The 24,895-nt window shown below is 63.8% G+C and carries 23 protein-coding genes and 1 pseudogene; 15 read left to right on the top strand and 9 right to left on the bottom strand.

Annotated features, from left to right (window positions below; translation table 11 throughout):
* The first annotated feature begins 1 nt into the window (after position 1).
* From ACNJYD_RS17665 to mtnK, 6 genes are all read left to right on the top strand, one after another.
* Positions 2-808 carry a biotin--[acetyl-CoA-carboxylase] ligase gene (locus tag ACNJYD_RS17665; protein WP_172783536.1) on the top strand — a complete coding sequence of 269 codons (807 nt, stop codon included), beginning with the start codon at positions 2-4 and terminating at the stop codon, positions 806-808.
* On the top strand, positions 808-2,478 hold the full coding sequence (locus ACNJYD_RS17670; RefSeq protein WP_260379346.1) for a ribonuclease J: 1,671 nt from the start codon (positions 808-810) through the stop codon (positions 2,476-2,478). The genes ACNJYD_RS17665 and ACNJYD_RS17670 overlap by 1 nt, the downstream gene beginning before the upstream one ends.
* A 42-nt stretch (positions 2,479-2,520) precedes the next feature.
* Positions 2,521-2,925, top strand: a complete 405-nt coding sequence (gene mce, locus ACNJYD_RS17675; RefSeq protein ID WP_097662509.1) for a methylmalonyl-CoA epimerase — start codon at positions 2,521-2,523, stop codon at positions 2,923-2,925.
* An 11-nt stretch (positions 2,926-2,936) separates the two neighbouring features.
* Complete coding sequence (locus ACNJYD_RS17680) at positions 2,937-3,212, top strand: DUF1467 family protein (protein ID WP_439367188.1); 276 nt, start codon at positions 2,937-2,939, stop codon at positions 3,210-3,212.
* A 153-nt stretch (positions 3,213-3,365) separates the two neighbouring features.
* Positions 3,366-3,713 carry a hypothetical protein gene (locus tag ACNJYD_RS17685; RefSeq protein WP_172783539.1) on the top strand — a complete coding sequence of 116 codons (348 nt, stop codon included), beginning with the start codon at positions 3,366-3,368 and terminating at the stop codon, positions 3,711-3,713.
* A gap of 31 nt (positions 3,714-3,744) precedes the next feature.
* Positions 3,745-5,031 (top strand): S-methyl-5-thioribose kinase, encoded by a 1,287-nt coding sequence (gene mtnK, locus ACNJYD_RS17690; protein ID WP_439367190.1) that lies wholly within the window; start codon positions 3,745-3,747, stop codon positions 5,029-5,031.
* 125 nt (positions 5,032-5,156) lie between these two features.
* Here the strand turns inward: mtnK and ACNJYD_RS17695 are convergent, their stop codons facing one another.
* Positions 5,157-6,098 (bottom strand): hypothetical protein, encoded by a 942-nt coding sequence (locus ACNJYD_RS17695; RefSeq protein ID WP_439367192.1) that lies wholly within the window; start codon positions 6,096-6,098, stop codon positions 5,157-5,159.
* Between the two features lie 168 nt (positions 6,099-6,266).
* Here ACNJYD_RS17695 and ACNJYD_RS17700 point away from each other — a divergent pair.
* From ACNJYD_RS17700 to ACNJYD_RS17725, 6 genes and pseudogenes are all read left to right on the top strand, one after another.
* Positions 6,267-7,855 (top strand): annotated as a pseudogene (locus tag ACNJYD_RS17700) (ABC transporter substrate-binding protein).
* Between the two features lie 54 nt (positions 7,856-7,909).
* Positions 7,910-8,833, top strand: coding sequence for an ABC transporter permease (locus tag ACNJYD_RS17705; RefSeq protein ID WP_260379339.1), 924 nt, complete (start codon positions 7,910-7,912; stop codon positions 8,831-8,833).
* Complete coding sequence (locus ACNJYD_RS17710; RefSeq protein WP_271498646.1) at positions 8,830-9,651, top strand: ABC transporter permease; 822 nt, start codon at positions 8,830-8,832, stop codon at positions 9,649-9,651. Before ACNJYD_RS17705 ends, ACNJYD_RS17710 begins: the two co-directional genes overlap by 4 nt.
* Positions 9,648-10,628: an ABC transporter ATP-binding protein gene (locus ACNJYD_RS17715; RefSeq protein ID WP_439367194.1), complete on the top strand. Its 981-nt coding sequence runs from the start codon at positions 9,648-9,650 to the stop codon at positions 10,626-10,628. Before ACNJYD_RS17710 ends, ACNJYD_RS17715 begins: the two co-directional genes overlap by 4 nt.
* A complete protein-coding gene (locus ACNJYD_RS17720) occupies positions 10,621-11,649 on the top strand; it encodes an ABC transporter ATP-binding protein (protein WP_439367196.1) in 1,029 nt (342 codons plus the stop codon). Before ACNJYD_RS17715 ends, ACNJYD_RS17720 begins: the two co-directional genes overlap by 8 nt.
* A gap of 450 nt (positions 11,650-12,099) precedes the next feature.
* Positions 12,100-12,489, top strand: a complete 390-nt coding sequence (locus ACNJYD_RS17725) for a hypothetical protein (protein WP_439367578.1) — start codon at positions 12,100-12,102, stop codon at positions 12,487-12,489.
* Positions 12,490-12,799: 310 nt separating this feature from the next.
* Here the strand turns inward: ACNJYD_RS17725 and ACNJYD_RS17730 are convergent, their stop codons facing one another.
* Entirely contained in the window at positions 12,800-13,786 is a 987-nt protein-coding gene (locus tag ACNJYD_RS17730) for a VOC family protein (protein ID WP_439367198.1), read from the bottom strand.
* A 543-nt stretch (positions 13,787-14,329) separates the two neighbouring features.
* A complete protein-coding gene (locus ACNJYD_RS17735) occupies positions 14,330-16,081 on the bottom strand; it encodes an adenylate/guanylate cyclase domain-containing protein (RefSeq protein WP_439367200.1) in 1,752 nt (583 codons plus the stop codon).
* A gap of 595 nt (positions 16,082-16,676) precedes the next feature.
* Here ACNJYD_RS17735 and ACNJYD_RS17740 point away from each other — a divergent pair.
* The gene (locus ACNJYD_RS17740; RefSeq protein ID WP_172783549.1) at positions 16,677-17,129 is read left to right on the top strand and encodes a cupin domain-containing protein; all 453 of its coding nucleotides are present in this window, start codon (positions 16,677-16,679) and stop codon (positions 17,127-17,129) included.
* Between the two features lie 229 nt (positions 17,130-17,358).
* On the opposite strand, the gene ACNJYD_RS17745 is transcribed toward ACNJYD_RS17740, so the two are convergent.
* On the bottom strand, positions 17,359-17,928 hold the full coding sequence (locus ACNJYD_RS17745; RefSeq protein WP_172783550.1) for a hypothetical protein: 570 nt from the start codon (positions 17,926-17,928) through the stop codon (positions 17,359-17,361).
* Between the two features lie 276 nt (positions 17,929-18,204).
* Entirely contained in the window at positions 18,205-18,831 is a 627-nt protein-coding gene (locus ACNJYD_RS17750; protein WP_439367203.1) for a LysR family transcriptional regulator, read from the bottom strand.
* A 130-nt stretch (positions 18,832-18,961) separates the two neighbouring features.
* Here ACNJYD_RS17750 and ACNJYD_RS17755 point away from each other — a divergent pair, with 130 nt between their 5' ends.
* Positions 18,962-19,354: a RidA family protein gene (locus ACNJYD_RS17755; protein ID WP_439367205.1), complete on the top strand. Its 393-nt coding sequence runs from the start codon at positions 18,962-18,964 to the stop codon at positions 19,352-19,354.
* Between the two features lie 45 nt (positions 19,355-19,399).
* Positions 19,400-20,089 carry an L-2-amino-thiazoline-4-carboxylic acid hydrolase gene (locus ACNJYD_RS17760; protein ID WP_439367207.1) on the top strand — a complete coding sequence of 230 codons (690 nt, stop codon included), beginning with the start codon at positions 19,400-19,402 and terminating at the stop codon, positions 20,087-20,089.
* A gap of 307 nt (positions 20,090-20,396) precedes the next feature.
* On the opposite strand, the gene ACNJYD_RS17765 is transcribed toward ACNJYD_RS17760, so the two are convergent.
* The 4 genes from ACNJYD_RS17765 to ACNJYD_RS17780 all read right to left on the bottom strand — a co-directional run bounded on the left by ACNJYD_RS17765 (position 20,397) and on the right by ACNJYD_RS17780 (position 24,526).
* The gene (locus ACNJYD_RS17765; protein ID WP_439367209.1) at positions 20,397-21,422 is read right to left on the bottom strand and encodes an ABC transporter permease; all 1,026 of its coding nucleotides are present in this window, start codon (positions 21,420-21,422) and stop codon (positions 20,397-20,399) included.
* 11 nt (positions 21,423-21,433) lie between these two features.
* Positions 21,434-22,936, bottom strand: coding sequence for a sugar ABC transporter ATP-binding protein (locus ACNJYD_RS17770; protein WP_172783555.1), 1,503 nt, complete (start codon positions 22,934-22,936; stop codon positions 21,434-21,436).
* A 19-nt stretch (positions 22,937-22,955) separates the two neighbouring features.
* A complete protein-coding gene (locus ACNJYD_RS17775) occupies positions 22,956-23,978 on the bottom strand; it encodes a sugar ABC transporter substrate-binding protein (RefSeq protein WP_172783556.1) in 1,023 nt (340 codons plus the stop codon).
* Between the two features lie 143 nt (positions 23,979-24,121).
* Positions 24,122-24,526, bottom strand: a complete 405-nt coding sequence (locus ACNJYD_RS17780) for a globin (protein ID WP_212257248.1) — start codon at positions 24,524-24,526, stop codon at positions 24,122-24,124.
* Positions 24,527-24,895 lie beyond the last annotated feature (369 nt).

The raw sequence follows: 24,895 nt of genomic DNA on the forward strand, positions 1-24,895 counted from the left end.
GATGGCCTTCGCGCTCGGTCCTCGCGCATCGGCCGCGGGCTACAAGCTCGCGGCGTTCGAGCGGACCGGCTCGACCAACACCGAGGCGATCGAGCACGCCCGCGCCGGCGAACGCGGCCCGATGTGGTTCGTGACCTCCGAGCAGACCGCCGGCCGCGGCCGGCGCCAGCGCGCCTGGATCGCGCCGCGCGGCAATCTCGCCGCCAGCATCCTCGAAGTCATGGACGTCGCCCCGGCCGTCGCCGCCACGCTCGGCTTTGCCGCAGGGCTGGCCGAGGAGGCCGCCCTGCAGAAGGTGAGCCTCGAGGCGGCGCTCCGTCTCGGCGAAGGCCGGCCCCGCTACGCGCTGAAATGGCCGAATGACGTGCTCGCCGGCGGCAAGAAGCTGGTCGGCATTGGCCTCGAGGCCGAGGCCGTCGGTAGCGGCCTCGCCGTCGTCGTCGGCATCGGCACCAATGTGGTCGCCGCGCCCGAGGGCACCCCGACGCCCGCCGTGTCGCTGGCGGGCCTCGGCGTCCAGATCAGCGCCGAGGAGCTGTTCGCGGCCCTCTCCGACGCCTGGGTCGAGTTTCGCGGCATCTGGGACAATGGCCGCGGCTTTGCCGAGATCCGCAAGCTCTGGCTGGAGCGCGCCGCCGGCCTCGGCGAGAAGGTTGCGATCCACACGGGAACCACGACGCTGGAAGGTGTTTTTGACACCATCGACGACACCGGCTGCCTGATCGTCCGCACCGCGGAGGGCCGCCTTGTGCCGGTGGCGGCGGGCGAGGTGTTCTTCGGCCCCGTCGCCTCGGTGGGAGCTGCGTGATGGCAAGGCCCGACGAATTGGTGTTTGCGCCGCTCGGCGGCGTCGGCGAGATCGGCATGAACCTGTCGATCTACGGCCTCGGCAACCGTCACCAGCGCGCCTGGCTCGCGGTCGATCTCGGCGTCTCCTTCGGCGACGAGGAGCATCTGCCGGGCATCGACCTGATCATGCCCGACATCTCCTTCCTGGAGAAGGAGCGCAAGAACCTGATGGGCCTGGTTCTGACGCACGCCCATGAGGACCATTTCGGCGCCATCATCGACCTCTGGCCGAAGCTGAAATGCCCGATCTACGCCACCAGGTTCAGCGCCGCGCTGTTCGAGGCCAAATGCGCCGCCGAGCGCAATGCGCCCGAGATTCCGGTCACTGTGGTGCCGTCGGGCGGCCGCGTCGATATCGGGCCGTTCAACGTCGAGTTCATTCCCGTCGCGCATTCGATTCCGGAAGCGCATGCGCTCGCGATCCACACCGACGCCGGCATCGTGCTGCACACCGGCGACTGGAAGATCGACCCGACCCCGACGCTGGGAGCCCCGACCGACGAGAAGCGGCTGCGCGAATTGGGCGAGCAGGGCGTGCTCGCTTTGATCGGCGATTCCACCAATGCGGTGCGCGACGGCCGTTCGCCCTCGGAGGCCGAGGTCGCCAGAACCATCATCGACCTCGTGAAATCCGCCAAGGGCCGCGTCGCGGTGACGACGTTCGCCTCCAACGTCGCCCGCGTCAAAGCGGTGGCTGACGCGGCGAAAGCCGCGGACCGCGAGGTGGTCGTGGTCGGCCGGGCCATGGAGCGCGTGGTGCAGGTCGCGCGCGAGACCGGCTATCTCGACGGCGTGCAGAACTTCCGCTCGCCCGAGGTCTACGGCCATCTGCCGCAGGACAAGGTGCTGGCGCTGTGCACCGGAAGCCAGGGCGAGCCGCGCGCCGCGCTGGCGCGCATCGCCAATGACGACCATCCCGAAATCACGCTGAACCGCGGCGACAGCGTCATTTTCTCCTCGCGGACCATTCCCGGCAACGAGAAGGCGGTCGGCTCGATCATCAACAATCTGGTGCTGCAGGGTGTCGAGGTCATCACCGACCGCGATGCGCTGGTCCACGTCTCCGGCCATCCCCGCCGCGACGAGCTGCGCGATTTGATCTCCTGGGTGAAGCCGCAGCTCCTGATCCCCGTCCACGGCGAGGCCCTGCACCTGCACGAGCACGCCAAGCTCGCCCGCGCCGCCGGCGTGCCGCGCGTGCTGGTCTGCCGCAACGGCGACCTCGTCAAGCTCGGACCCGGCGATCCCGGCATCGTCGGCGAGGTGCCATCGGGCCGTCTCTACAAGGACGGCACGATCCTGGAGGATTCCAAGTCGCGCGCCGTGATCGAGCGCCGGCGCATGGCGTTCTCCGGCTGCGCCTTCGTCGCCATCGCCATGACCGCCCAGGGGGAGCTGGTCGACGAACCCGAGGTCGATCTGGTCGGCATCCCCGAGAAGAACAGGGCCGGCGAGACCTTCGACGACATCGTCTTTGATGCCGTGATGTCGACCATCGAGGGCCTGCCGAGGGCGCGCCGCCGTGATCCGGACGCTCTGGCCGAGTCGGTGCGACGCGCTGTCCGGGCCGTGATCAACGAACATTGGGGCAAAAAGCCCCCCTGTCTGGTACATGTCCTGACGGTGTAGATTAGGCGTGGTCTCCGGATCACGCTTTGAGGGAGAAGAAACATGCTGGGCCGGCTCAACCATGTCGCGATCGCGACCAAGGACGCCGTCAAGGCCGCGAAGATCTACGGCACCGCGTTCGGCGCCCAGATCTCGGAGGCCGTGCCGCTGCCCGAGCACGGCGTCATCACCGTGTTCGCGACCCTGCCCAACACCAAGATCGAGTTCATCGAGCCGCTCGGCGAGGCCTCGCCGATCGCAAAATTCGTCGAACGTAACCCGGACGGCGGCATCCATCACGTCTGCTACGAGGTCGTCGACATCATCGCCTCGCGCGACACGCTGGTGAAGGAGGGCGCAAGGGTGCTCGGCGACGGCGTGCCCAAGATCGGTGCCCACGGCAAGCCGGTGCTGTTCCTGCACCCCAAGGATTTTTCCGGCGCCCTGGTCGAGATCGAGCAGGCATAAGGCCGTCCCCCATGGCCATCCAGATCTCGACCGCGATCGCGATCTACTTCGTCATCTGGTGGGTCGCGCTGTTCCTGACGCTGCCGTTCGGCGTGCGCAGCCAGCACGAGGACGGTGTCGGCGCCCCCGGCACCGACCCCGGCGCGCCGATCCTGACGCGGATGGGCCGCAAGCTGATCTGGACCACGATCATCTCGGCGGTGATCTACGGCGTCGGCATCGCGGCCTATCACGCCGGCTATCTCTCGATCGAGCGCCTGTCCAAAATGATGGGAATGCCGTTTTAGAGCGTAAGAGACGAAGGATATTGACCAAGCTCGTCATTGCGAGCGAAGCGAAGCAATCCAGTATCCCTCCGCGGAAAGGCTCTGGATTGCTTCGCTCCGCTCGCAATGACGCCGGAGATAGTTTGCATATTCAAACAAGGTCGGGGGAAATGAATGACTTTTCAGCGTATCGTCATTGCGCTTCTGGTGCTGATCGTCGCCGGTCTCGGTGCCATCGGCTATTTCGAATGGAAGATCGCCGTTCAGGCCCGCACGATGAAGGCCTTCGTCGAGGGCTACGTCTTCAACGAAGCCGTCATGGCCTGCGAGCAGGCCAAGAGCTCGACGCCGTTCAAATGGAACGGCGGCAAGAGCACCTCCGTGATCGGCCTGAACTCGGTCAAGCTGGACAAATACACCGTCAGCGCCAGCTACACGCTGGTGGCGGACAGCGTCTATTGTGATTACGATCCCATCAAAAGAAAGGCCGAGATCGGCTCGAGCTTCCTGGAGCGGGAGTAACGGTCCGGCCCACAGAGATGGGTGGATCGTCATGGCGCAGGGGCAGGGGGACTACCGGATTCTGCATGAGGCCGATTTGCGGGCCTATCTCGCGGGCCTGCCGGACCTGAAGGAGCTGCTCGGCGGCGAGCCGGCCTCGTGGGCGATCACCGAAGTCGGTGACGGCAACCTCAACCTCGTCTTCATCGTCAAGGGCGCGCGCGGCGGCATCGCCGTGAAGCAGGCGCTGCCTTACGTCCGCCTCGTCGGGGAGAGCTGGCCGCTGCCGCTGTCGCGGGCCCATTACGAATATCTCGCGCTGTCCCGCCAGGCCCAGCTCGCGCCCGGCCTCGTGCCGGCCGTGCTGCATCACAACGACGCCCTGGCGCTGACTGCGATGGAGCTGCTCGAGCCCCACATCATCATGCGCAAGGGGCTGGTCGCGGGAACGCGCTATCCGCGTTTCGTGGACGACATCACGACCTTCATGGCGCGGACGCTGTTCTTCACCTCGGACCTCGCGCTCACGGCGGCCGAGAAGAAGGAGGCCATCGCGGCGTTTGCCGGCAACCACGCCCTGTGCAAGATCACCGAGGACCTGATCTTCACCGATCCCTACCGCATCGCCGAGCAGAACCGCTGGACCGCGCCCTATCTCGACGGCCTCGCCGCGAGCTTGCGCGACGACATGGACCTGCACGTCGCCGTCTCCCGGCTGAAGTTGAAATTCATGGCGAGCCCGGAAGCGCTGATCCATGGCGACCTCCACACCGGCTCGATCATGGTCACGGACAGCCAGACCCGGGTGATCGACCCGGAATTCGCATTCTACGGTCCCATGGGCTTCGACGTCGGCGCCGTGCTGGCCAATCTGCTGATGGCCTTTTTCGCTTCTGCCGGCCACGAGCGCGCGCCGGGCGAACGGGCGGCATTCGAGGCCTGGGTGCTGGAGACGGTCGAGCAGGTCTGGAACCAGTTTGCCCGAAAGTTCCTCGACCTCTGGCGCGCCGGCGCGGCCGGTGATGCCTATCCGCCGTCGCTCTTTCCGGGCGAGAAGGGCGCCGCGCGGCTGGAGGCCGAGCGGGAGGCCTACATGCAGCGCCTGTTCACCGATGTGGTCGGGTTCGCCGCCGCAAAAATCATCCGCCGCATCTTCGGCCTCGCCCACAACATCGATTTCGAGCTGATCGAGCCATCCAAGCGGCGGGCGGTCAGCGAGGCCCGCGCCGTGCGGCTGGCGAGGGCGATGATGTTGGAGACGGGGGCGTTCCCTTCGATCGCCGACGTCATCGGCGCCGCGCGAAAACTACGGGATTGGATGCCGGAATTGTCCGGCTGAATGAGCCACATGTTAAGGAGCCCGCCCCACGCTCCGTCATTGCGAGCGCAGCGAAGCAATCCAAAATCTTTCCGCCGAGGCAGTCTGGATTGCTTCGCTGCGCTCGCAATGACGAAGTGGCGGCCTCAATAAAGCCGCATCGGCAGCAGGGTGCCGTCCGCGCCGGCCAGCAGACCCCAGGTCTCGTTGGCCGCGACCTCGAACTCACGGGTCACTGCCGCACTGCCGTCCACCTTCAGGGTGACCTGGTACCTGCCGGGCGGCAGATCGAGCTTCTGGCTGTCCGGCAATTCGCCTGCGGCACCGTCGGAGTGCGCCAGTTCTTCGCCGGCGTGCGCCGCCAGTTTGATGGCCTGGTCGGCGACGGTGATCACCGCCGCTTCATCCGTCTTGTTGCCGAGCATCAGCCTCACTTGCCCCGGCTTCGGCAGGAGGCCGATGGTCGCCGGGGCGGATTTGCGCCGCGACAGCTCGGCAATTGTCCTGTCGTCCTGACGTGAGAGCCGGACCAGGACCGGTCCCTCTCTCGTCAGGAATGTGATCACGGCCCGGTCCGGCTCTGCCACCGCACCGTCTTTCTCCGTCCAGCCGCGCTTGCCGAGTGCGTCGCGATAGAAGCCGAGCACAGAAGCGAGATCGCTCGGCGTCTCGGCGTAGATCGACTGGATCTGCGGCGAATGTTTTGCCGTCGCGAGGGCCCAGCCCTCGGGCAGTGGCAGGCCGGTATTCTCGGAGAGCTTGGCCTCGAAACCCGCGGCTGCGCTCCGTGCCAGGACCGCAACTGGAATGCAGAGCAACCGCTCGGCGAAATTGTCGGGGGCCCAATGGCTCCGGACCGCCCACCACGTTTGATCGTTATTGTCGTTCAAGCCGGAGGTGCGACTCCAGCCGAACTGGATAGTGTCTGTCGCGCTCTCTCCACCGAGGCTGGCCGCGACCGGACGCGCCAGCACGGCCGTCGCGGCGACCAGACCGGTGGCGAGCAGGGCACCTAGCGTTCGGCGATTCATTTTTTCCGCGATCCCTCGGGCTCGGATAATGATCCTGAGCTTGGTCGCGTCGATCACGAAAGATGTTCATCGATCCCGGTCGCCCGATGACGCACCGCGTCAATGCCCCGCCGAAGGACTGCCTCAGGAACCGGCATCTTTTGCCGTCAAAACGAAGCTTGCCTTCGGTAGCCGACGAGTGATCAAATCTGGTGTCGGAATACGCCTGCGTTGCCGGGGGGACACATGATGTTCAAGACCATCGCGATCGTTGCCGGTTTGGGACTGGCGCTCAGCACCACGGCGGAGGCGCAGACGCCGCGCAAGGGCGGAACCATCCGCATGACGGCGCCCTACGGCTCCAGCTTCACCAGCCTCGACATTCACACCACGCAGCGTGCCCAGGACGAGATCTACGCCAAGGCCCTGCACCGTTCGCTCTACATCTGGAATTCGGCGGAAGGCAAGCCGGTGCTGGAGCTCGCCAAGGAGGACGTGGTGTCGGGCGGAGGCCTCGTTCACACCTTCAAGCTGCGCGACGACGCCTATTTCCACAGCGGGCGCAAGATGACGGCCGACGACGTCATCTGGTCCTACAACCGCATCATGGATGGCAGCAAAGCCTATCCCGGCGCGCGTTACGTCCGTGTCATCGAGGGGGCGGCCGCAGTCGAGAAGGGGCAGGCCAAGGAGATCTCCGGCCTGAAGAAGATCGACGACTTCACCATCGAGATGAAGCTGACCGAGAAGGTGGATCCGGGCTTCTATTTCTTCACCGCGCTGACCTCGATCTATCCCGCCGACGAGGCCGCCAAGGAAAGCTTCATCCAGAAGCCGATCGGTCTCGGGCCCTTCAAGTTCGTCGAGCACGTGCCGGGATCGCGCATCGTCCTGGAGCGCTGGGACCGGTTCTACAAGCCGGGCAAGCCCTATGCCGACAAGATCGTCGTGTCGGTCATGGGCGAGGCCGCGGCGCGCGACGTCGCCTTCCGCAACAAGGAGATCGACACCTCGGTACTGGGACCTGCGCAATACGTGGCCTACCAGTCCGACGCCGACCTGAAGGGCACCATCGTCGAGGTCGCCGAGGTATTCACGCGCTACATGGGCATGAATCCCAATTTCAAGCCGTTCGCCGACAAGCGCGTGAGGCAGGCGATCAACTACGCGATCGACACCGATCTGATCATCACAAGCTGGTCAAGGGCAAGGCCTATCGCGCCACCAGCTGGCTGCCGCTGACTGCGCCGGGCTACGACAAGGCGATGAAGCCTTACCCCTACGATCCCGCCAAGGCCAAGCAGCTGCTCACAGAGGCCGGCTACGCATCCGGCTTCGAGTTCGAATGGACCACCAGCCAGAATGAGAGCTGGGGCCTGCCGATCGTCTCGGCCGTCATCCCGATGCTGGACAAGGTCGGCATCAAGGCCAAGGTCAAGCAGGTCGAGACCGCGGTGCTGGCGGAGGTGGTTCGCACCGGCGATTACCAGGCTTTCATCTATTCCCAGGCAAGCGGCCCGGATCCGCAAGCCGCGCTGAAATGCTTCCATTCGGCGACGCCGCAGTCGGCCTGTAACTACACGACCTTCAAGAATGCCGACCTCGACAAGATCATCGACGAGGCCGGCCAGGCCGACGATCCCGCAAAGCGCGTCCAGCTGCTGCAGAAGGCCAATGCGCTGCTCTACGAGGAGGCGCCGGTCTGGTTCTTCAACTACAACAAGGCGGTCATGGCGGTGCAGCCGTGGCTGAAGGGCATTCAGCTGAACGCGACGGAGCTGACCCACCAGAACGTCGAGGACCTCTGGGTCGACGAGACCTCGCCCGCGAAGTGACACGCGCGCTCCCTCCAGCGCGACGGGCGAGGGCGGGAGCGGAGAAAAGTTGAGATGCTCTCGTTCCTGATCCGCCGCGTCCTGCAGACCATTCCGACCGTGCTCGCCGTCGTGCTGCTGGTGTTCGTGCTGTTCAGCGTCGTTCCCGGCAGCATCGTCTCGACCATGAGCGACGACAGCGATCCGCAGATCGAGCTGCGCCTGAAGAAGCAGCTCGGTCTCGATCAGCCCGTCTATATGCGTTTCGGCACTTACATCGCCCAGCTCGCGACCGGCGATTTCGGAACCTCGTTCCGGACGCGCGAGCCTGTCACGACCATGATCGCCAAGCGGGCATGGCCGACGCTGCAGCTGATCTTCGCATCCATGGCGTTTGCGGTCGTGGTCGGCGTGCCGCTCGGCTTCGTCGCGGCTCTGCGGCCCGGCGGCCTCGTCGACACGCTGGCAATGATCGTCGCGGTGTCGGGCCTTTCGATCGCCAAGTTCTGGCTCGGACTGATGCTCATGTATCTTTTCGCGTTGAAGCTCGGCTGGCTGCCAAGCTTCGGCTATGGTGATGGGGGCTTGAAATATCTGGTCCTGCCGGCACTGGCCCTCGGCGTCTCGCCGATGGCGTTGCTGGCGCGGACGACGCGCGCGGCGGTGCTCGAGATCATGACCGCCGACTTCGTCCGCACCGCGCGGTCCAAGGGCATGAGCGAGACCAGGGTCGTCAAGTGGCACGTGATGCGCAACGCGCTCGTTCTCATCCTCACGACCATGGGCCTGCAATTCGGCGCGCTGATGGGGCAGGCGGTCGTGGTCGAGAAACTGTTCTCCTGGCCGGGCATCGGCTCGCTGCTGGTCGACAGCGTGCTGCAGCGCGACATTCCCGCCGTCCAGGGCTCCATCCTGGTCGTGGTGCTGTTCTTTCTGGCGATCAATCTCTTGATCGACGTGCTCTACGGCGTGATCGATCCCAGGATCAGATACGCATGAAGCTCCGCGCCAATCTCGTCATCGGGGGAGCGTTGTTCGCGCTGGCGATCGTCGTCGGCCTGCTCGCGCCGTGGCTGGCGCACACCGATCCGGTCATGGACGCCAACCTCATGAATGCGGAGGAGCCCCCGAGCTGGACCTGGTGGTTCGGCACCGACGCGCAGGGCCGCGACATCTATTCCCGCGTCCTCTACGGCGCGCGCGTCTCGCTGACGGTCGGCATCGTCTCCCAGCTCATCAACAGCGTCATCGGCGTGGCGCTCGGCCTCAGCGCCGGCTATTTCGGAGGCTGGTGGGACGATGTCGTCAACGGCCTGACCAATCTCATGCTCGCGATCCCCTCGCTGATTTTCGCGCTCGCCATCATGGCGGTGCTCGGTCCCGGCCTGACCAGCCTCCTGATCGCGCTCGGGCTGACCAACTGGTCGTTCACCTGCCGGCTCGCACGGGCTTCGGCGCTGTCGCTGCGGAGCCAGGGCTATGTGCAGGCGGCCACCGTGCTCGGCTACGGAGATGTGCGCATCATGATCACGCAGCTCCTGCCGAACATGCTGGGCCCCATCGTCGTCATCGGCACGCTGGGCATGGGTAGCGCGGTGCTGTCGGAAGCTGCCTTGTCGTTCCTGGGCCTCGGCGTCCGCCCGCCGTTTCCGAGCTGGGGCAGCATGCTGTCGGAAGCCCGCGAGCAGATCACGACGGCGCCGTGGCTTTCGATTTTCCCCGGCCTTGCGATCTTCCTGACCGTGCTCGGTCTCAATCTGCTCGGCGATGGCCTGCGCGACATCCTCGATCCCCAATCGCGGAGCCGGCGCACATGACAGGCAGCCCGCTGCTCGAGGTCGAGAATCTCCGCATCGATCTCGATGACGGATCGAGGCGCGTTGCGGCGGCCGAAGGCGTTTCATTCCGCATCGACCGCGGCGAGACGTTCGGCCTCGTCGGCGAGTCCGGCTGCGGCAAGAGCATTACCGCGCTTGCCTTGATCGGCTTGCTGCGGCCGCCCTTGTCGATCGGCGGCGGCGTCATCCGGTTCGAGGGACGGGAAATCCAGCACCTGTCCGCGGCGAGGCAACGGCAGCTGCGCGGCGATCGCATCGCCATGATCTTCCAGGAGCCGATGACGGCGCTGAATCCGGTCTCGCCGGTGGGACGGCAGATCGCCGAGATGTTCGTGCTGCACAAGGGCAAGAGCTGGCGGGAGGCCAACCAGCTGGCGGTCGAGGCGCTCGCGAGCGTCCGCGTCCCCGCACCCGAGCGGCGCGTGAAGGACTATCCGCATCAGCTGTCCGGCGGGATGCGCCAGCGCGTGATGATCGCGATTGCGCTCGCCTGCGGTCCGGACCTCTTGATCGCTGACGAGCCGACCACCGCGCTCGACGTCACCGTGCAGGCGGAGATCATCGAGCTGATGCGCAATCTGTGCGCCGAGCGCGGCACGGCGATCCTGATGATAAGCCACGATCTCGGCCTCGTCGCCAATGTCTGCCGCCGCGTCGCCGTCATGTATGCCGGCCGCATCGTCGAGGAGCGCGGTTCGGCCGACATCTTCCGCGCGCCGTCCCATCCCTATACGCAGGGCCTGGTCGACTCGCTGCCGCGGCTTGGCAGCCGCGCAGCGCTCGGCCGCAGCCGCCTGAAGGAGATCGCGGGCGTCGTGCCGGCGATCACGCGTTTCCCGGATGGCTGCCGGTTCAATCCGCGTTGCGCGCAGGCGACGGAAATTTGCCGAACCACCGCGCCGCAGACGGATGGGCTGGAGGCGGGCGGTTTCGTCCGGTGTCACCACCATGCATGAACCGCGGGGGAGAGCGGATGACGATGTGATCCTCAGCGTGGAGGATCTCGCCGTTCATTTCCCGCTCGGCGGCGGCCTGCTGGGCCGCGGCCGTCGGCTGCTCCGCGCCGTCGACGGCGTCGACCTCAGGCTGAAGCGCGGCGAATGCCTCGGCCTCGTCGGCGAGTCCGGCTCGGGCAAGTCGACGGTCGCATTGTCGATCCTGGGCCTGCTGGCGCCGACGCGCGGCCGCATCGTGCTGGACGGGCAGGTCGTCACGAACCGGCAATCCGGCGACCGGAAGGCGCTCGCCCGCATCGTGCAGATCGTGTTCCAGGATCCCTACGCCTCGCTCAATCCGCGCCAGACCGTTCGCCGCACCCTCGAAGATCCCCTGCGTGTGCACGGCGTGACAGCGAAAAGCGAGATCGAGGACCGCGTCGCGACGATGCTGAAGCACGTTGGCCTGCGCCCCGAGCAGGCCGACCGCTATCCGCATGAATTCTCCGGCGGCCAGCGCCAGCGCATCGGCATCGCGCGCGCCCTGATCCTCAATCCCAAGATCGTCATCTGCGACGAGCCGGTTTCGGCGCTCGACGTCTCGATCCGCGCCCAGATCATCAATTTGCTGCTGGAGCTGAAGGACACGCTCGGCCTGTCCTACATCATGATCAGCCATGACCTCGGCGTCGTCGAGCACATGAGCGACCGCGTCGCCGTGATGTATCTCGGCCGCATCGTCGAGAACGGCCACTGGCGCGAGATCTTCGAACGTCCCGCGCACCCCTACACGCAGGCCCTGATCGCGGCCATCCCCGATCCGCTGCGCCACGCCCCGCTGGCAACGACGGGCGGCGACCTGCCAAATCCGCTCAACCCGCCGAACGGCTGCGCCTTCAGCCCGCGCTGCCGCTACGCGGAGGCGGTGTGCCGGAGCGAGCCAGGGCCAACGCTGGAGACGCGACCCGATGGGCATGCGGTGCGATGCTGGCGGAGCGAGGAGATTGCGGGGTGGACGGGGTTAGTCTCGACCGGGGCGTGACCCGAAGCTGATCTTGCGTATTCGTCTGTTCGGTCTCTCAATAGATGCCGTAAGCGAGGACTGCCAGTTGCCATATTGGGTCAAGCGAATTCTCCTCAAATCAGGGGAGATCGTGACCGAAAGAACTTGGTCGGGATGCAAACTATTTCCCAGGTGCTGCGGCCGTCATGGGCGACGTGATAACGGTTTGCTGTGGCGGTAGGCAATTCGATGCCAAGGTCGTCGAAGAAATTTAGCATGCCCACTGTTGGCCGCTGTCCGGGGGAAACCGGACGCGCCGCCGTGCTCATTTCGACCACCGCTTATGACTCGCACCGGACCTCGTCAAAATTTCAATGCCCGCGGCGGCGGGTCTCCGATACGACATGGGATATAGTTACATTTCTTGATTGAGCTGCTTAACTCTCTAATCGACCAATAAATATTTCAAAAAAAATCATAGGAGCCGCAATGTCCTCTCCAGAAGAAGACGATCGGCGCGAGTTTTTAAGTTCCTGCGGCAGGTTCGCTTCCGTAACACCTCCGAAGATCACAGCCTTGCTTTCGACCTCACTTGCTAGCAGCGCAATTACCACCTCCGAAGGCCGGGGTCGTGTATGCCTAATAACCGGCGAACTTGCTTCGGCAGGACGATCGGATCAATGCATTGCCGAAGCAAAGCGATACCGCGACAAGGCTGCCGAGGCAGAACAACTGGCTGAACTCGCGGTGACGGCGGCCCGTCGCCAAACACTGACCATCATCGCTCGCACTTATCTCCGGACGGCGGCGCAGCTGGAGAGCGTCGCGGAAGCGGAGCGATTGCTTGAAGCGATTGCAGAAGTAAAGTCCTGTAGTTGACGATAGCTTCGGGCGCATCTTCGAAGTTGCGTCGCGTCTGTCGAAGGTCCGCTCGGCGCGGCAGCTATGCGCTGCCATAATTGTTTGGCGAAAGGACGGTCAGATCGGCGTAGCTTCACGAGTAACGCCGCATCAGCTAGAGACCCTCATCCTTTCGAATGTCCTTGTGGCCCATCGGCGAAGTTGCGCCTTGGCGGTCGGTAGTCCGCTCGTTGACCCAGAGCGGACCAGATTTGCTGACCTGAGTTCTTCGCATTTTGACCCGACTGAGACATCGAGGTCCGCAATGCTTTCAACACCGGGCACGAAATTAGCGGGTCTTCCCGCGTATCGCATCCCACCACGGACAGGTGCCCGCCATGCGTTCGTAGTTGCCTTCCATCACCTGAACAGGGGCGCGACGTGGACCGATCTCCGGCGCGGCCGAGGGAGGCGCGCCAATATCTTCAAATAGGCCCTTGTGGCCCCAGAAGCTACCCACGCTGGTCATCTCCACCGGCGGCGTTGTGTCATCGACCTCCTTGCCGCCCCAGCCGCACTCCACGTAGATCTCTGACGGAGTGCGCATGTAATACGACGTCATGAGATCATTCGGGTGGCGGCCGAGAGTGGCGACAACTTTCTGCGGGCTGCCCTGTAGCAGGTCATACCCCTGACCGACGTCGTCGAGCAGATAATACTCGACAAGCAGGTGATGCATGCTGCGCACTGGCGCGGCCACGAGAGCCACGCTGTGGTGGCGTGCGTTGACATGCATGAAGTAAGCCTTCAGCGGGGCAACCATGAAGTCGCTAATGCGAAACCCCAGCAGGTCCTTGTAGAAGGCCAGGGCGACATCGATGTCTGGGAATGTCAGAAGGGTGTGGCCCATGCCTAGTGGGCCCGTACGGAAGCCGGAGACGTCGCGGCCAGGCTTAAAGACTGTGTCAGCTACCTGGGCGCCGTGGAAAGCTTCCAAACGATTGCCGGCGGGATCAGCAAAGGAGATCAGCTCCGTCACACAGCGCTGGTCCGCCAGCCCTGCGGGTTCGCGCTTCACGGCGACGCCAGCGGTTTCGAGGCGGGCAGCGAGTGAGTCGAGAGTCGCGGCATTGGCGACTTCCCAGCCGAAGACCTGAGCGCCCGGCTCAATGGTTCGGTCGATGAACAGGCGCTGTTTGCGGTCGTCCATACGGAAGGCACGCATCGAGCTGGCGCGGTCCACCGCCTGCATGCCAATGTTTGATGCGGCGAATGCGGCCCAATCATCGAGGTTCGACGCGCCGACGCCGAGATAACCGAAGGCCTGGATTTCCATGGTGTATCCTCCCCGGTTGTTTTCTTGACAAGGGTAAGAGGCAGCGAACGCCATTGCAATTGGAGTTTTGGGGCGTTCGCTCGTCACAGGACAGCTAAAATTCCTGTGGTCGTGACAGCCGGAATAGCGAACATCACAAATTCACGCCACCAAGTTGGCAGGGCCCAGGCTGTGTGATCACCTAACCTCGACGCTGCTTAGGCCTGCTGCTGTCAGCGGACAGCATCGAAATAGTCAAGGCGCGGTTGCGGAGTCGCCTTCCAGCCGACGCCGAAGGTCGGATTACGTACAGCACTCGCGCCAACACGATTAAGTGACGAGTCTCGGTTGGCCCCATGTCGCAATTGTTCGTCCCCTGCCGGGCGCCTGCCCCAGTTATGAATAGATTACTGTCGTGAAAGCGGTGGCCGCATGTTATCGACTTGGGTTCGGTTTGTGGCCGTTCGCGACGGTTTGCGCGGCATGGGGCACGTCCGGAGACAGGGCTGAACCGGAAGTCGTCGGCTCAGGTCCAGACTAGCGCTCGTGACCCCGAGGCGACATTCATCGTCCCTTGTTCTCCCATTGCCTCCAGCCGGCCTTACGCAAACCGTCGACGAGATGCGCGTGGTCTTCTGGCCGAAACCACGGAGCTCTGTTGCGGACATACATGTCGAATGCTCCCGGTGCACGCGAGATGGCCTTTTCCAGTTCTTCCTTCGCTTCCGCCGCGCGGCCAAGCTGGCCCAGCGCCGCCGCGGTCCAGCGGTAGATCATCGGAAAATCGGGATACGACCGGATCAGACGTTTTGCTGCCTCAATCGAAGCCTCGTATTCGCCGCAGAAATATAAACCGCATGCAATGTGCAACAAGCGGACTGCCAGATAGGGGTCGCGGGGATCGAGCCTGATACACGCGTTGAGAGCCATGACCCCCTCCTTGGGCCGGCCGGCAAAGATCAATGTCGCGCCTCGATGGCCATGCGCTATCGCGAGATTTGGACTCATGGAGAGAGCTCGCTCGATCTCCGCCAACGCATCTTCAGCCTCGCCGCGGGCTTGCAAGGCCCAGCCAAGGCACGAACGGGCCTCCGCATCGGCGCCATCCAGCGCGACCGCCCGGCGGGCCAAGGCCTCCGCCGAGCGTTGCGCATCCCGCAGTTCCATCTTCTGGTAAAGCGCGGCCGCTTGCAGCTGGTAGAGACCGAGCGCGCTGTAGCTGCCGCCGAAGGTCGGGTCGAGATCGATCGCCTGTCTGAAGAAGTTCTCCGCGATCTCATCGTCGTCTGCGGTCGCTTTGCTCAGATGCCACAGGCCGCGCTGATAGGCTGCCCAGGCATCAAGGCTCCCCGGCGGCCTGCGCATGGCGCGTCGGAGTTCGGCGTCCGCAATGGCGGGGGCGATCGCAGTCGTCACCGCTTCGGTAAGCTCATCCTGCACGGCGAAAACATCAGCGAGATCGCGGTCGTAGCGCTCGGCCCAGACATGATTGCTGGTCGCCGCCTCTATGAGCTGCGCGGTCACGCGGATCCGGCTGCCGGCCTTGCGCACACTACCTTCGAGCACGTAGCGGACGCCAAGCTCGCGCCCGACCTGTCTCACATCAACCGCTCGCCCTTTGTAAGTGAACGACGAGTTCCGAGCGATGACGAACAACGAGGGATAGCGCGATAGCGCCGTGATCACATCTTCGGCAATACCGTCGGAAACGAATTCCTGTTCGGGGTCGCCGCTCATATTGGTCAGCGGCAGCACGGCGACAGAGGGTTTGTCAGGCAACGCGAGCGCCGGAACCCCGCGTTTGAGCGTTGCGGTCCGCGGGCCTGGGTCGATGATGATGCGGTAAACGTGGACGGGCCGGGCGATGTTCTTGAGAGTTTTCTCGCCCGCTTCCTCGACGTCGAAAGACACCTTGTCGCGCGCGTGATTGAAGACCGTCTGAGAGATGCAGATGCCGCCGGGTTCGGCGATGCTCTCGAGCCGTGCCGCGATGTTGACGCCGTCCCCAAAGATGTCATGGGATTCGACGATGATGTCGCCGATATTGAGCCCCACACGGAAGAGAATGCGCCTGTCCTCTGCATCGTCGCTGGTAAGTTCGTTGATGCGGGACTGGAACTGCATGGCAGCCCGCACCGCTTCGACCGCACTTGGAAACTCCGCCAAAAACCCGTCGCCGGTGTTCTTCACGATGCGGCCGCCGTGCTCCGCAATTGCGGGCTCAACACCTCCGGCGAAGAGTGCTGTCAGCTTGGCGTGGGTCGCCTCTTCGTCATTATGCATGAGCCGAGAATAGCCAGCCACATCGGCGGCCAAGATCGCCGATAATCTACGCTCGACTCGGACCCGCTCGTGCACCATGCCGCACCACGGCCCACCAACCCACCATATTCTACAATGGATCAGACCGCAGCGCCAAACTGAGCTCTAACATTCGTTGCCGCTAAATTGAAACCCGTCAGCCGGACTGACCGAGGTTTGTCTGGGACATGGAAAGAGCGCGAATGCGCGCCCGTGTTGATGCTCGTTCGCGCTCAGACCGAGCTCAGCATGGAAATGAGCAATTTCTTCCCGGTTTACGGTTCTGAGTACGGAGCCTGCGATCGGCGCGACCTTTTGAGGTCCTGCATACTAAACTAATCATGATCCAACTAACCAAATTGCGCGAGGACGCGGCTTCAGCTTCTGGCGCGTTCCGAGCAAAGTGGCGGGCCTTTGCCGCGTTGGCTATCGGCGGCAGACCGGTCGCAGGGCCGTGCCCGCCATGACCGCTGCTTGTGACCCAATTCGGACTTGGTTTGCGATGGACGATTCAAGCCCATGCAAAAATGAATTTTATGCGGTTCAGTCTGAGTATTTTTGCTGTATCCTATTGGGCCTTCCAGCTCCGCAATATTGGGAGGAGGTTAGGATGAACAAGTCCTTTGTCGCTGCCACTTTGATCGCGTTGGCAAGTTCTGCGATGGCTCAAGATGCGATGAAGGTGGTCAAGCCCGATGGGGTGACGTGGATAGAGCATCCGGTCTTCAGGGGCGTGCAAACCGCCATCTTGATCGGTGACCCAACAAAGGCCGAGACGATAGTCCAGCGGGTGAAATTCCCGCCGAATTATAAAGTTCCGCCGCATACTCATCCCTATGCCGAGGTCGTCACCGTGATGAGTGGCAGCTTTGGGAACGCCATGGGGGAAAGGTTTGATCCCTCGAAAGGCGAGATATTGAAGCCGGGCTCCGTCTTCGCGCTGCCGGCAAAGCACCCCCATTATGTATGGACGACAAACGAAGAAACGATGGTCCAAATTGTATTCACCGGGCCGGGGGGCATCGTGTTCATCGATCCAGCCGACGATCCGCGCAAGAAGTAAAAACGAACGCCGAAGCATAAAAAAGGCCACCTCAATCGGGCGGCCTCTTTCGTAATTCCGACACCGGCGCGATGTCGGCTGTTGGCCCATCGCTGCCGCATCCCCACGGCGAGGATATGTCGGCTGTAAGGGGTAGATCGGACCTAACGTAAACCGGGCCAAAACCTCGCGATTGACCCTAAGCGGACTCTAGTCCTGGTGAGCGGCAGATGGAATGAAAGTCGGCGCCTTAGCGTGCCACGGGCGTCTCGCGGACAACCCTGCCATTGCGGTCGGCATAGATCAGTCTGTCGTCAGCGAGGCGAATGGAGGATATCCGCGCAAAGGCCGACCCAGGGTCGCGCGGCGCCACAAAATCATCAGCCAGACGAAACCTCCCCCCTTCCAGCTTTTCCAGAACGAAATAGCGTTCCTTGGCGACTTGCGGGATTTCCATAAAGCGGACGGCAAACTCTCGTCCAACGGCGACCACGTCGTCAGCGCTTCCCATGCCGTAGCCCGGAACCTTGATATTGCTGAGCTGACGCGCGACGTCGTGCCAGTCCGCGAAAAGCGGGCCAACCTTCGCATCTGTCATCAGCTTCTCGACGCGCGGAATTTCCGATGCTGCAAGGTTGGCGGGATCGTTCTTGTAGTCGTCGTAATCGACATACTTCTTTGACAGCCGGATCTTCTCGCCGCGGTAATCCATCTCATCGCTGCCGAACGCCTCGACATAGGCCATACGCCCGAGCACCACGGCGCCCACCGACGCCAGAAAGATTCCTAAAGCGACGATCGACCTTCTGGATCGTGTCAACGTGCAATTCTCCAAGCTGCCCCTAAGGCGAGGACTCTATAACAACTAGCCTGCCATGCGGTCGGGCGCCATGATCGCCGTTGGCCCAACTCTGACGTCTGGTGACGCCGGCTTCTGGGCGGCTATCAGGAGCACAGCGGACCTTATCCGCGTTCCAACTGCGGCGCGGGTTTATGACGACGCGCGCTAGACGGCCACCGCGATTTTTCTCTATACGGGTAAGGGTGCGTTGAGTTGAACGGAAGCCTGGGCCTCGGCCCGCAACCTTTAGCCCGGTCAACTCCCGACGCCGCCGACCAGACGCGGGCGGCGATTTGCCAGCGGCTTCGCCGCGGGCAGCGCACGTAGCCACGCGCGAAAACTCACGATCTCCGGACAGTCCGCCGTGCCTTCTGGCGCAACCAGCCAATCACCCGGGCCCGATCCCTCATCCATCCGCTCGCAGCGATAGCCGGGATGGTGGCTCACGCCGCGGGCGATCAGCACGTCTACCTTGCCCTCGACGAGCTCGTGCAGGCCGGCGGGCTGCAGCACGCGCAAACCGATCTCCGCATGTGCGCTGCGAAACTCCGCAAGTTCGAGGCGGCGCAGGTCGTAGCTGCCGTGGACCCCCACTTGCAGCAGCACGGTGCCTGACGGCTTCAATTGCGTGGTCGCCTCGGCAATGTGGCGGAAGCCTTCGGAGATCCCGGGCAGATAGGCCTGGCCGGCCTCCGTGAGGATGAGCTGCTTGTGCAGCCGCTCGAACAGCTGCACGCCGAGGCGCGCCTCCAGCGCTTTCACCTGCTGCCCGACGGCCGCGGGCGTGACGTGCAGTTCGTGCGCGGCCAGCTTGAAGCTGAGATGGCGCGCGGCGGCCTCGAAGGCGCGGAGCGCGTTGAGTGGGGGCAGGGCGTATGTCATCGCAACTGCACTTTGACACCGATGGGCCGCGTCCCTGCAATAGATTTTCTTGCGCTGAACCGCAGCAATGATGCTTTGCGCTAGCGTGGTGCCGCCGGATACGCTTGACGCGCAAATCCGGAGAAAGGCCATGTCGCCAGCTCACATCGTCAGCCACAATCCAGCAACGGTTCACCCGCCCGCCGGCGGCTACAGCATGGGCCTGGAGCTGAAGCAGCATCGCCGCCTGCTGTTCATCAGCGGCCAGGTGCCAGAAAGGTCCGACGGCACCGTGCCCGACGGCTTCGAGGCGCAATGCGAGCAGGCCTGGCGCAATGTCAGGGAAGTGCTCGCCGCGGCAGGCCTTGGCGTCGAGCACCTGGTCAAGGTCACCACGTTCCTGACCGACCGCAGTCAGGTCGTCACCAACCGCGCCATTCGCCGCGACATGCTCGGGGAACACCAGCCGGCGCTGACCGTCGTGGTCGTCGAGACCGTCGACAGCAAATGGCTGTTGGAGATCGAGGCGATCGCCGCGGAATGAGGCGGCGGCGTCGATTTGCAATGAGCCAATCATATCAGGTGTCCAATGGCTGAGATCCATCCGTTCTACCAGACGCACCGCCATGCGATGGAAGCCGCCATGCGCGAGCGACTAGACCTTGCCGAAGCGATGCTTCGCGAGCGCGCGCATCTCTCCGATATCGATGGAGTCAGGCAGGACGTGATGGACGAATTCGCGATCGTCCTCACCCAGATGCCCTATGTCGGTGGCGCGGCAAGCCGCATGAGCGATTTCTTCATGCGCCTGACCGGCTTCATGGCCATCAGTCGGGTGCTGCGGCGCCACGGCGTGCCGGTGCCCGTGATCGGCGAGATCGAGCGGGAAACCTACAAGGCGCAGCTGCTGACGATTCCCGAAGCCGAGCGTCTCGCCGCGGGGCATCAATTCATGTCACCGGAGAACCAGGCCTTGATGCGCGAACAGGCGGCAAGAAGCGTTACAAAAGCTCATCAAGCGGAGTTTCCGGAAGATTTCGTCTACGATTTCGTCGAGCCGGGCCCGCAAGACAGCTTTGAGTTCGGCATCGACTACAAGGCCTGCGGCTTCTGCAAGCTCGCGGCGCGTCATGGCGACAAGGAGATCCTCCCGAACATCTGCGGCCTCGACTTCGACGCCTACGCCACGCGAGGCATCCGCCTGGAACGGACCCAGACGCTGGCGGGCGGCGCCAGCCACTGCAATTTCCGCTTCTCGCGATTAGACCGCACCCGCTGACCGCGCGATAGAGGTAGATCCTGGATCGCCGTTCTGCCGCAACCTCGTCATTGCGAGCGCAGCGAAGCAATCCAGAATCCCTCCGCAGAAAGACTCTGGATTGCTTCGCTGCGCTCGCAATGACGGGGTAAGCCACGGGTCTTCGAGGCGGCTGCCGATGATGACATCATACCCCTGTTTTGCCCGACGGAGCAAATCGGCTTCGTAAAATCCGCAAGTTCACGACACCCGCCGGCAAGTCATTGATTCCGCTGGCCCCGGCTACTGTGCATGGGGTTGTTTTCGCACTTTTTGTTTTGCCGGCCGTCTACTCCGCCGCTTTCTCCCTCAAGCGCTGCGCATAGACGTTGATGACCAGCGCCGCCAACAGGATCAGGCCGCGGATCAGGATCTTCAGGAAGCTGTCGATGTTGACGTGGTCGAGACCGTTGTTGAGCACGCCGAGGACGAACAGCCCGACGATGGTGTTGCCGATGCCGCCGCGGCCGCCGAACAGGCTGGTGCCGCCGACCACGACGGCGGCGATGGAATCGAGCAGGTAGGTGTCGAACTCGTTCTGCTGCGCGCTGCCGAAATGGGCGACGCCGAGCATGCCGCCGATACCAGAGCACACCGCCGAGATCACCATGACCGCGCCGAGGATCAGCTTGACGTTCAGACCCGAATATTCGGCCGCCTCGCGATTGCCGCCGACCATGTAGACGTAGCGGCCGAAGCGCGTGTAGGTCAGCACCAGATGGCCGCCGAGCAGCATGATGGCGGCAACGATGACGATCCAGGGGATGCCGCCGATTGAGCCGGAGCCGAGCGTCGTGATCAGGCTCGGCACCTTGTAGGCGATCTGGCCGCGCACCAGGAGCGCCGAGATGCCGGCGGCGATCTGCATCATCGCAAGCGTCATGATGAAGGAGGGGATGCCGATCACGGTCAGCCCGAGCGCGTTGACGAGGCCGAGCAGGGCGCAGAGCAGGAGCGACAGGATGATTGCGACCGCGCCGGGCAGGGGAATGTTGGCGATGTTGACGTAGGATTCCTGCAGCGTGAAGTAGGCGACCGCAATGCCCGTGACGTTGGCAATGCTGGCGATCGACAGGTCGATCTCGGCGCAGAGGATCACGAAGGTGAGGCCGACGGCGATGATGCTCGTCACCGACACCTGCGTCAGGATGTTGCCGAGATTGTCGAGCGTCGCGAAGGAGGGGCTGGCGAAGGCGAAGAAGGCGGTGAGGAAGATCAGCGTCAGGAACGGGGCGATGTTGCGCATCTGCGAGCGCAGGAAGGGCGCAAGGCCCCGCGCCCGTTGTCCTGTCGCCAAAGCCGTCTCGCTGCTCATGTGCTTCTCCGTCACGCCGCTTCCAGCAGGCGGTCCTTGCTGACCGGCTCGTTCTTGAATTCACGCACCAATGCGCCGCGCTTGAGCACGAGGATGCGGTCGGCCAGCGACAGCACCGTTTCCGGCTCGGTCGACAGCACGATGATCGCGAGCCCCTTTGTTCTGAGGTCGCGGACGATGTTGATGACGTCGTTCTTGGCGCCGACATCCATGCCGCGGGTCGGCTCGCACAGCACCAGCAGCTTGGGCGGGTAGGTCAGCCATTTCGCCAGCGCGACCTTCTGCTGGTTGCCGCCCGAGAGCATGCCGAGGTCGAGGCCGACCACCGGCGGCCTGATCTGCAGCTGCTCGACCTGGCGCCTCGCGATGTCGCGCTCCTGCGCCGGCTTGAGCAGCAGCGAGGAGATGCGGTCGAGGATGCTGATCGAGATGTTCTTGTAGACCGGCTCCTGGTGAAACAGCATGTCGCGCCGGCTCTCCGGCACCAGCGCCACGCCGGCGCGGCGCGCCGCAGCCGTGCTGGCGAAAGTTTTCGGCACGCCTTCGACTACAAGCGTGCCGCTGTCCGGCTTCAGCTTGCCGAACAGGATGCGCGACAGCTCCTGCTGGCCGCAGCCCATGAAGCCGTAGATGCCGAGCACCTCGCCGGCGCGGGCCTCGAACGATACGTCTTGAAGGCTGCGGGACAGCGACAGCTGGTCGGCCTTGAGAACGACCTTGCGGTCGCTCGGCTGCGGCAGCATCAGGTCGTCGGTGTAGCTATGCTCGAGCGCCTCGCCGCCGCGGCCGATCATCGCCTCGATCAGCGCGCCCTTGCTGGTCGCCGCGCTCGCCGTCTCCGCGACCTTCCGGCCGTTGCGGAACACGGTCACCGTGTCGGACACCAGCAGGATGTCCTCGATGAAATGCGAGATGAAGACGATGGCGGTGCCTTCCTCGCGCAGCCGCCGCAGCGTTGTGAACAGCCGCTCGACCTCGGGTGGGGAGAGGGCGGAGGTCGGCTCGTCCAGGATGACGATGCGCGCGCCGGAGAACAGCACGCGCGCGATCTCGATCAGCTGCTGCAGCCCGATCGGGAGATCCCCGAGCCGAGCCATCGGGTCGACGTCGATGCCGAAGCGGGCGAGCTGCTCGCCCGCCTCGCGCGCCATCCGCCGCCATTGCACGAGGCCGAGGGCGTTGGTCGGCTGATTGCCGAGGAAGACGTTCTCCGCCACCGTCAAGTCGGGCGCGACGCTGAGCTCCTGGTGCACCATGGCGATGCCGGCGGCGTGCGCATCGCGCGCCGAGCGAAAATGCATCTCCCGGCCGTCGACCAGGAAGCGGCCTGAGAACTCGGTGTGCACGCCGGCGATGATCTTCATCAGCGTGCTTTTGCCGGCGCCGTTCTCGCCGACGAGACCATGGATCTCGCCGGGATAGAGCGCGAAGTCGACACCACGAAGCGCTTCGACGCCGCCGAAGCTCTTCGTGATGCCCTGCAGTTCCAGGATGGGCTGTTGTCCCACGATCATGAAAGTTCAGATCTGAGGCTCAGATCAGGAAGTGATCCTGCATCCACTGCATCCCGGCCGCATTCGCCTTGGTCACGACCGGGCCGTCAGTCACGACGTTCTTCGGAATGCCCTGTCCGCTCTTCTCGCCGCCGACCACGGCCGAGACGCCCGCGATGATGGCGCCGCCATGGATGCGGCACGAGGGATTGCGGACGGTGGCGAACATGCGGCCTTCGCTGACCGCCTGGATCGCCGGAGGCATGGCGTCGACCCCGCCGATCAGGATGTTGGTGCGATTGCGTGCCTTCATGATATTGGCGGCGGCCAGCGCCATGTCGTCATTGTGGAAGAACGCCGCGTCGATCTGCGGGTATTTGGTCAGATAGGTCTCCCAGAGACGTGCGGTCTTCGACACGTCCCAATCGGCCGGTTGGGTGTCGAGCACCTCGATCCCCGGGAATTGCTTGACGACCGAGTTGAAGCCCTTCGCCCGTCCTTGCGCGCCGGTATGGCCGAGCGCGCCCTGCGTCATGATGATCTTGCCCTTGCCGCCCATGGCGTTGCACAGCGCCTGCGTCACCGATGCGCCCATGAACTCGTTGTCGGGGGCGAGGAAGGAGTGGACGTTGATCTGGTCGAGTGGCGCGATCAGCGTGTCCATGTCGATCACGGGCGTGCCGGCGTCGATCATCTTCTGCACCGGCTGGGTGAGGGTGCCGATGCCGAAGGCTTGGATCGCCACGAAGTCCCATTTCTGCGAGGCCATGTTGTCGATCGCCGCGCGCTGCTTCACTGCATCGAGCTGGCCGTCGAACCAGGTGACCTCGACATTGAACAGCTTGCCCCAGAATTCCGCGGCCTGCTTGCCTTGCGCGCACCAGGTCGCCTGAAGACCGGCATTGGAGAAGGCCGCCTTCAGCGGCTTTTCGCTGCGTCCGACCTCGGCGGCCAGTGCAGGGTTTATGCCCATGCTGCCGAACAGGGCAGCCCCGGCGCCGGCGGTCGCAGCCGCCTGAAGAAGATCGCGCCTCGTCGTCGAGAAATCTTTCGTCCCGGACATCGCTCGCTCCCATATATACTTGTCGTCGGCGCGTCATTGGTAGCGCTACCGATGTCCGAAAGTCTCTCACAAGAGTTGTTCGCACTCAATCCGCAATCAGCCGCAGCGTCGTCGCGGCCCGCGTGTTGGTGCAGCGCAAAGCGTCAAGTGGGCGCGGCGGCGAATGCATCGATCTCGGCGAGCAATGTATCCCAGGCCTGCGCGATCTCCGGCGCCCATTCATCGCCGAGCAGAGCGCGGAGCGCATCCCTGATGACGGCGAAGAACGCGACGAACAGCTCGCGCGGCGTGCCATAGGCATCGTGCGAGGCGAGCTCGCAGGCGATCAGCCGGAAATGTCCGCGGCGCTCGTCGGCGAAATCGAGAATTGCCTCGATCGTCAGCGCGAGCATCGACCCCTTCACGAGGTCACCGCCGTCCGAGCGGAACATCGCCTGCGTTTCCGGATGCTGATCGAACAGACGTTGGTAGACCAGGGGCGTGAGATCGGCGCAGCGGGAGGCGGCGCGTTCGAAGCTGTCTTCGATGGGATGAGAGGCCGCGTTCATCGACAGGTCAGCCGCGCGGGCAAAAAAAGAGCGGGGCCCTGGCCCCGCTCAAAAATTGTGTCGACCCTATTATCCCCGATCTTAAGATTTGATCTTGATTGACGGGGCGACGCTGCGTTTTGCGCGCCAGGGGCTCCTCCCGAGACTTGGACCACCAGGCCTCGACCTCGCGGTCAGCGCCTGAGCAAGAGGGATGCTAGATCAACTTTTCTCACTTGTCATCATTTTCAGCAACGAATGTTCAAAATAACAGCAGCTGACGAAATGATCGGGCTTTTAGCCATCTAAGCACATGACAAATATAAGAAATCTGTGGATGGGCGGGGGCGGGGCAGCTGCCTCAATTGCCGGACGCCAGCCGCAGGAGGG

It is taken from the genome of Bradyrhizobium sp. SPXBL-02, from assembly GCF_051853065.1.
Lineage (GTDB): Bacteria > Pseudomonadota > Alphaproteobacteria > Rhizobiales > Xanthobacteraceae > Bradyrhizobium.

Coding starts and splice junctions, on each gene's coding strand:
- ACNJYD_RS17680 (WP_439367188.1), top strand. CDS start 2,937: ATGGCCATCCAGATCTCGACCGCGATCGCGATCTACTTCGTCATCTGG.
- ACNJYD_RS17760 (WP_439367207.1), top strand. CDS start 19,400: ATGGCTGAGATCCATCCGTTCTACCAGACGCACCGCCATGCGATGGAA.
- ACNJYD_RS17725 (WP_439367578.1), top strand. CDS start 12,100: ATGTCCTCTCCAGAAGAAGACGATCGGCGCGAGTTTTTAAGTTCCTGC.
- ACNJYD_RS17670 (WP_260379346.1), top strand. CDS start 808: ATGGCAAGGCCCGACGAATTGGTGTTTGCGCCGCTCGGCGGCGTCGGC.
- ACNJYD_RS17685 (WP_172783539.1), top strand. CDS start 3,366: ATGACTTTTCAGCGTATCGTCATTGCGCTTCTGGTGCTGATCGTCGCC.
- mtnK (WP_439367190.1), top strand. CDS start 3,745: ATGGCGCAGGGGCAGGGGGACTACCGGATTCTGCATGAGGCCGATTTG.
- ACNJYD_RS17770 (WP_172783555.1), bottom strand. CDS start 22,936: ATGATCGTGGGACAACAGCCCATCCTGGAACTGCAGGGCATCACGAAG.
- ACNJYD_RS17750 (WP_439367203.1), bottom strand. CDS start 18,831: ATGACATACGCCCTGCCCCCACTCAACGCGCTCCGCGCCTTCGAGGCC.
- ACNJYD_RS17730 (WP_439367198.1), bottom strand. CDS start 13,786: ATGGAAATCCAGGCCTTCGGTTATCTCGGCGTCGGCGCGTCGAACCTC.
- ACNJYD_RS17775 (WP_172783556.1), bottom strand. CDS start 23,978: ATGTCCGGGACGAAAGATTTCTCGACGACGAGGCGCGATCTTCTTCAG.
- ACNJYD_RS17705 (WP_260379339.1), top strand. CDS start 7,910: ATGCTCTCGTTCCTGATCCGCCGCGTCCTGCAGACCATTCCGACCGTG.
- ACNJYD_RS17780 (WP_212257248.1), bottom strand. CDS start 24,526: ATGAACGCGGCCTCTCATCCCATCGAAGACAGCTTCGAACGCGCCGCC.
- ACNJYD_RS17665 (WP_172783536.1), top strand. CDS start 2: ATGGCCTTCGCGCTCGGTCCTCGCGCATCGGCCGCGGGCTACAAGCTC.
- ACNJYD_RS17715 (WP_439367194.1), top strand. CDS start 9,648: ATGACAGGCAGCCCGCTGCTCGAGGTCGAGAATCTCCGCATCGATCTC.
- mce (WP_097662509.1), top strand. CDS start 2,521: ATGCTGGGCCGGCTCAACCATGTCGCGATCGCGACCAAGGACGCCGTC.
- ACNJYD_RS17740 (WP_172783549.1), top strand. CDS start 16,677: ATGAACAAGTCCTTTGTCGCTGCCACTTTGATCGCGTTGGCAAGTTCT.
- ACNJYD_RS17710 (WP_271498646.1), top strand. CDS start 8,830: ATGAAGCTCCGCGCCAATCTCGTCATCGGGGGAGCGTTGTTCGCGCTG.
- ACNJYD_RS17755 (WP_439367205.1), top strand. CDS start 18,962: ATGTCGCCAGCTCACATCGTCAGCCACAATCCAGCAACGGTTCACCCG.
- ACNJYD_RS17765 (WP_439367209.1), bottom strand. CDS start 21,422: ATGAGCAGCGAGACGGCTTTGGCGACAGGACAACGGGCGCGGGGCCTT.
- ACNJYD_RS17720 (WP_439367196.1), top strand. CDS start 10,621: ATGCATGAACCGCGGGGGAGAGCGGATGACGATGTGATCCTCAGCGTG.